This window comes from Cobetia sp. SIMBA_158 (genome assembly GCF_046566945.1).
Taxonomy (GTDB): domain Bacteria; phylum Pseudomonadota; class Gammaproteobacteria; order Pseudomonadales; family Halomonadaceae; genus Cobetia; species Cobetia amphilecti.
The window spans coordinates 1-244 of sequence record NZ_JAWJYL010000921.1 but is presented as its reverse complement, the minus strand read 5'-3'; the positions used below and the strand labels follow the sequence as shown (position 1 = coordinate 244).

Sequence of the window (244 nt, the reverse complement as noted above, 5' to 3'; positions counted from 1 at the left end):
AATTACTGGCGGCAAAACTGGGTTATCGCCTTAAAGCGGCGGTGTCTAACGATGCCAGCACCGTCAGCGTACAGGACGGTAAAGCGACAGTGAAACACATGGTTTACGGTGGTCTGGCGATTGGCGAAGAACGCATTGCCACGCCGTATGCGGTACTGACCATCAGCAGCGGCACGTTCGATGCGGCTCAGCCAGACGCGTCACGCACTGGCGAAACGCACACCGTGGAGTGGCAGGCTCCGGC

General features: G+C 59.0%; 1 pseudogene. It reads left to right on the top strand.

The features are described from left to right. Positions 1 to 244 (top strand): annotated as a pseudogene (locus R2R70_RS22510) (electron transfer flavoprotein subunit alpha); the annotation flags it as partial.